Below are 6,491 nucleotides of genomic sequence, written 5' to 3'. Positions count from 1 at the left end.
GTAAAAAGACTGAAAAACCAATCAACCAAGATGATATCGATAAAGGTAAGATTGATATCCCAGTTGATCTAAACCCAGGTAAAGATAACAACGTAACAGCAGAGATCATCAATCCAAATAACCCTAACAACCCAGGCAAGGATAGCAAGGTTATAGGTGAGGATAGTGAGAATACTAAAGCTCCAGAAGCTCCAGTAATCACAGAAGTAATAGATGATCAAAGGGGTGGTAAATTTAACGAAGATGTTAAAGGTGGCTTAACAAATGATAGCACGCCTACATTTAAAGGCACAGCAAAACCAGGTACGACTATCACTCTTAAAAATGGTAATGATCTTATCGCTGATAATATCCCTGTAAAAACTGATGGTAGCTGGGAATTTACTATAAAAACTCCACTTGCTCAGGGTGATTACAGTATAACAGCAACTGCAACAAATGCAGCTGGTAAAGTAAGCGCTCCTTCAGATGCTGCAACTATCAAGATCGATCTTTACTCTGATGAACCAGTCATCACTGAGATCATTGATAATGTGGCTGGTGGCGTAGTAAATGGTGATGTTAAGGGTGGCTTAACTAACGACAATACTCCAACTCTAAAAGGCACAGCTGAGCCATTTGCGACTGTTGAGATCAAGATCGATGGTAGAGGTAGTTATAGATTTGAGAATGGTGAAGTTATCAGCAACTGGACTGCAGTAGCTGATAAAGATGGTAACTGGGAATTTACAACACCTAAACTAAGTGATGGACACCATAACTTCGAAGCTCAAGCGACTGACGTAGCTGGTAACAATAGCCAACCGTCTGCTCTAGTAAGCATAGACGTTGATACTCATATCGATGCTCCAGTTATCACTGCAGTAACAGATAACTGGTGGGGTGGTGTTGAAAATGGCGGAAATATACTTGGTGTAAATGACGGCTTTACAAATGACACTACACCGACATTTAAAGGCAAAGCTGAGGCTGGTTCAACTATCGTTCTTAAAAATGGCAATGACATTATTAACAAAGACATCATTGTAAAAGCTGATGCAAATGGTAACTGGGAATTTACTCCAAAATCTCCACTTGCTGAGGGCGAGTATAATGTAGTAGCTATCGCAACTGATAAAGCTGGCAATGTTAGCAATCCATCAAATGTTGCAACTGTAAATGTTGATATAAGCACTACACAGCCAGTTATAACTGAGATCATCGATGATGTTGCTGGTGGTGTTGTAGGTAATGTTAAAAATGCTCTTACAAATGACAACTTGCCAACTCTAAAAGGTACAGCTGAGGCATTCTCAACTGTTAAGATAATGGTAGATGATAAACTAGTATTTAAAGATGGCAAAGAAGTAACAGTTACAGCTGATAAAGACGGCAACTGGGAATATACATTTGAGGCAAATTTGAACTGGGGTGGTGAAGTACATGCTGCACTAGAAGATGGAGTACATACTCTTAAAGTTCAAACAACCGATAGAGCAGGCAATAGAAGTGCTGTATCAGAGTGGTCAAGTGTAGATGTTGATACAACTATTGGCGCTCCAACAGTTAAGATAACAACTGATATAAATAGCGACAAGAAGATAGACATAGCTGATGCTTCAGCTCTAAAAGATGGCAAGCTTAAATGGGTTATCGACATCCCAGAAAATACTGTAAAAGCAGGCGATAGGGTTCAAATTCTTGGAAGCGACGCTAAAACTTGGACAGATATCTTTAAAGTAACTGCGCAAGATATAGCTAAAGGCTTTATAGAAAGAGATGAATTTAGCATTGATATGCCAAAATCAAGAGGCTTCCAAACTCCATCTTATAGACTAGTCGATGATGCAGGTAATGTTAGTGAAGGCAATATGGATGCAGTAAAAATAGTAGGTTTTGCTCCAAAAGCTCCAACTATCATAGCAGTTTTAGATAATGAGTATGGTTCAGATCTAATCGACCCAATTTACGGAACTACAGGCAATGTTTTGGTTGCTGATAAAGCCTTAACAAATGATAGTACTCCTGCATTTATGGGCGAAGCTGAAGCTGGCACAACCATCACTCTTAAAAAAGGCAATACTGTAATCGCTGAAAATATCCCAGTAGGATCTAATGGCAAATGGTTTTATGAACCAGAGGAGAATTCTCCATGGGCTGATGGCGACTATGAGATAAAAGCAATTGCTAAAAATGCGTTTGGTAAAGTGAGCGAGCCTTCAAAACCAATCACTGTAACAGTTGATACTACAGAGCCTTATTTGACTATTGAAGAGATCAATGATGATGTAAAAACTAGCGATATTGATTTTATAGGCAACGTTAAAGGTAAAGTTACAAACGATGCTACACCAACTCTAAAAGGTACAGCAGAGCCTGAGTCATTGATAGTTATAAAATCTGGCAACGAAGTATACGCTGAAGTTCATGCTGGTAAAAATGGTTCTTGGGAATATAAGGTAACAACTCCACTTAGTGATGGACTACATATCTTCTCAGCTCAAGCACATGACAAAGCTGGAAATATCGGATCTGAAATCGTAGCTAATGTAACAGTTGATACTAAGATAGCAGATGCGAAAGTTGAGTTTATCGAAGATACAAACAATGACGGTAAATTTAGCTGGAAAGAAAATATAGAAAATCCTAATATCGGACGCATGGCTTGGAAAGCTCTTATACCAGATGATGGAAGCATAAAAGCTGGTGATACATTCAACTATAGATGGGGCGCAAGCGATAGTTGGCATAATCGTACTATAACTCAAGCAGATATCGATAGAGGCTATATCGGAGAGAAAGTACAAAATCAATACGAGCAAGGCCAACCAAATGCAGGCAAACCTCTAGCGTTTGGCGCAAATGCTAATGGACGTGTATATGAAGCTGAAGCATACTTTAGCGATGCAGCTGGCAATAAAGGTGCTAAGGGTAGCGATAAAGTAGTATTTGACTTTAGTGATAATACAGATAATAAACATATTGCGACAACTAACGTTAAGATCACAAGCATCTATGATGATGTTAGAGGCGGTCACGTAGGCAACCTTATCACAAATGAGGCTGCGCAAGTTGCAGGCTTAACAAATGATAAGACACCAACTATAAGTGGAACAGCTGAGGCTAATGCAAGCGTAAAAGTATCTGTAGTTGATAATAAGTCACATAGTGTTTGGGAGAAAACTATAACAGCTGAAAGTGATGGTAGCTGGAAGGTAACAACTGACGATATTGCCGACGGTAATTACTCTGTAACAGCAGTAGCTACAAATAAAGCTGGTGCGGTTTCAAATCCTTATACAGTATCAAATCTTGAGATAGATACAACTATTGCTCAACCGAACATTTGGATTAAAGAAGATGCAAATCAAGATAAAATCTATGATAAAGCAGATTATGAAAATCCAGCAAATGGCAACGGCGATATAACATTTGTTGTAGATATACCACAAGATCGTGTAACTATAAAAGCTGGGGATGTTTTCCACTATATGATCAATACTAATAATCCAAAATGGGGCAATATAAACGGTTATACTGAAGATATTACTATAACTGAAGCAGATATCAAGAGCGGTAGTATAAGTCGCGTGGTAACTCTTTGCGATGATGGTAAAGACTTTAATATGAGCCATAACGGTATGATAGTATCTATGAATGGATACTTTAAAGACCTAGCCGGTAATGCACTTTCTAATGATACAATGGTAAGGTTTGATCTAAAGAACACTTATGGTGGTAAAGTAAGAAGTACTAGAAGCTTGCCAGATGATATCTTAGATAATGATAGTGTTGATCTAAGCAATGCTGCTCGTATAAATGAGCCAAAAGCTGAGCTAAATGTTCTAAATAACAATAAAATAGGCGTTAGCGCAAATGATCTTTTAGAAACACCAAAAGATCATATCATGAGTGAAGGTAAGTCAGAGGCTAAACCTTCTTATGCTACTGCAAGCTCACATGCTGGCGAAGAAAATATAGCTACAACTCATCCTATCCAAATCGAAGAGAAAGTAGAAAGCCACTTCTAATTTCTTATAAGCAGGGCGGACAAAGTCTGCCTTGCTTTGAATTTGTTTGCGGTGAAGGGAGTTTGTATGCAAAGCGAGAAGACAAAAAATTTACTCGATGAAGTAAATGAAACAATAGATTTTATATTTAGAACCTGTAACAGAAATGGTGGCACGAAGAAGGCTTTAGAAGATAAAAAGCTAAGTAGAGAAATTTTAAAAGATAAATTTAAATCGATCTTTTCAAAATTTGGCCAGATAGATGAGGCTAGTTTTAAGAGTGCGATCCTTGCAAATGAGGAAGCAAAAGAGCTAAACGAGATAGCGATGGCTCTTGAGATAGACGAAGATGTAAGCTTGCTAGAGCTAGAGCGAGCGATAAATTTTGACCTAACTAGCGTCAAAGAAGAAATTTATAAATTTCAACATAATAACTAATACACTTGGTGTGAGAGGGGGTCTCACACCAAAATTTAATAACTAAACACTTCTGGATCGATAACCATCGCTCTATAAGCGACATCATCTCTTGAAGCAGAATCCACATCCATTTCAAATTTTATATCATTTGTCTTTGGGTCGATCTCGACTAAGACCATCTTGATAGTCTTGTCAGGACGTAGCAAATTTACATTTGAGCTTGAGATAAAGTAGGTGCTTTTATCCTTTTGCCACTCGACGTTACTAGTGACTGCACTATAAAAGTCAAATCCACGCTCCTTACCAAACTGCCAAGTCTGCTCGACTGTGCCCTTTTTCTCATCTATCTTGTACTCAACCGCACGGGAGTATTTGTCCTCTTTAAAGGCTGGCTGCTCCATGCCTCTAGCATCACCATTGTCAAAGACGCTTAGGTGTTTTATGTCGCCCTTGTTTTCGTATCTTGGCGTTAGCCATGCGGTGTGCTGGGTCCATGACCAGTCAAATTCACCCTCGCATTTTGAGTTTTCACATTTTATCTTATTGCCTTTGCTATCAACCGGAGTTAGCACTTTTGCTTTAAAGTCCTCGCTCCAGCCCTCTGGAGAGGCTAGTATCCATTTTACTTTCTTGTCGCGTCCTATCTTTACGATGCCTTGGTGACGAAGCGAAAGGATGATGCTATCATCGCTATCATCATACGAGATCGAATTTACATGCGCCCAGTTTCTGCCTGTGCCAGTGGAGGTGACATCGCCAAATGGCTGATCGTCGCTTATCTTGATCTCTTTTGCGTCCATATCGATATTTAGGCAAACAGCCCTAGCATCAAGCGCCTTTATGAGGTTGCTACGATATACGTTGTTGCCAAAAATTTCGTTTAGATCCCACTCTTCTACCACCTTGCCGGTGTTATCGACCTCGATGATGTGGTCTCTTATGGTGTGAGAAATTTTGCCATTTTTGTGGTGGTAGTTGTATTTTGCTACCCTAAGAAGTGCGTGATCATCTTTTAGTGGCATAACTTCGTGGCTTAGATCGATGTAGCCTCTAGGTAGCGGGCGGTTGTAAATTTCTTTTCCCATGAGGTCATACCTAAGATATCTTTGAGCCATGCCAAAGCTGATATCGCCGTTTTTTAGCTGATGAAAGCCCATCATCATACCCCCATCCATCACTCTTCTCTCGCTGCGGTCGTAAAATTTCTGATAGTCAAGATACCATCTGATCTCGCCCTTGGTATCTACGATGTAGTTTTCGGTAAAGTCGTTCCAGCTAGCAGCTCCGCCGTTTTTCCAATCAAGCGGTTTATAGACGCTTGTTATTGTGTTGTTTATGAGATAGAGCCTGTTTTTAAAGGCAGGATCGACCTTTTTGACGCGAGTTTTTTGCATGTGTGAGAACCTAAAATCACGGCTATATGTGACGATCGGTTGGGCGTAAATTTTATATGTCTCAACCTTTTTAGCTCCGTTAAATGTATAACTAAGCACGACCTCGTTTAGATAGTCAGGATAAAGTCCCCAAATAGGCACGCCATCATGCGTGAGCAAGGCATGTTCTGAGACGTTGTAGTCGATATCTATGCCGCCATCTGGCTTGCCCTTTACTTTGACGTGGATATCTTTGATGTCCTTGCCAGCTCTATCGATGATAGCAGTTAGCGGCGATACATCGTATGGGTTTATAAAGACTGAGCCAAGCTCTCCTTGAACCTTTACTTGATGAGCCAAGACCCCAGCGTTTAGTGGAGCACTAAAGCCAAAACCACTAATCAAAACAGCCGCAAGGGCAACAGAACCTAAGAAATTCTTGCTCATTTTCGCTCCTTTGTGAAATTTAATGATATCTTACTCCCAAAATTTCACACAAAACTAACGCTTATATGAAAATAGGCTTAAGTAAATTTATAAAGAAGTCGTTTTAAGAGGTAAAAATAAAAAGAAGAATTTAGGAGCAAACGCCCCTAAATTTTAGTTATTTGCGTCAAATTTCTTTAAAGCAAAGAGTACAAATTTATAGCTAGCGAACAATGTCACTGGCCAAAGTATCAAAAAAATTCCTGCTTCTAACATCTTTTAT

General features: G+C 39.4%; 3 protein-coding genes. 2 read left to right on the top strand and 1 reads right to left on the bottom strand.

The window, feature by feature from the left end; translation table 11 throughout:
- Together CYO89_RS02885 and CYO89_RS02880 are read left to right on the top strand one after the other, a co-directional pair.
- A partial coding sequence (locus CYO89_RS02885) for an Ig-like domain-containing protein (protein WP_181001872.1) occupies window positions 1–4,010 on the top strand: 4,010 nt, incomplete at its 5' end.
- A 66-nt stretch (window positions 4,011–4,076) separates the two neighbouring features.
- Window positions 4,077–4,427, top strand: a complete 351-nt coding sequence (locus tag CYO89_RS02880; RefSeq protein WP_103557760.1) for a hypothetical protein — start codon at window positions 4,077–4,079, stop codon at window positions 4,425–4,427.
- A 35-nt stretch (window positions 4,428–4,462) separates the two neighbouring features.
- On the opposite strand, the gene CYO89_RS02875 is transcribed toward CYO89_RS02880, so the two are convergent.
- Window positions 4,463–6,229, bottom strand: a complete 1,767-nt coding sequence (locus CYO89_RS02875) for an aryl-sulfate sulfotransferase (RefSeq protein ID WP_103597066.1) — start codon at window positions 6,227–6,229, stop codon at window positions 4,463–4,465.
- Window positions 6,230–6,491: the final 262 nt, after the last annotated feature.

The organism is Campylobacter concisus, assembly GCF_002913765.1.
Taxonomy (GTDB): Bacteria; Campylobacterota; Campylobacteria; order Campylobacterales; family Campylobacteraceae; genus Campylobacter_A; species Campylobacter_A concisus_BB.
The sequence above is the reverse complement of the archived record's forward strand: the minus strand, read 5'-3'. Positions and strand labels throughout refer to the sequence as shown.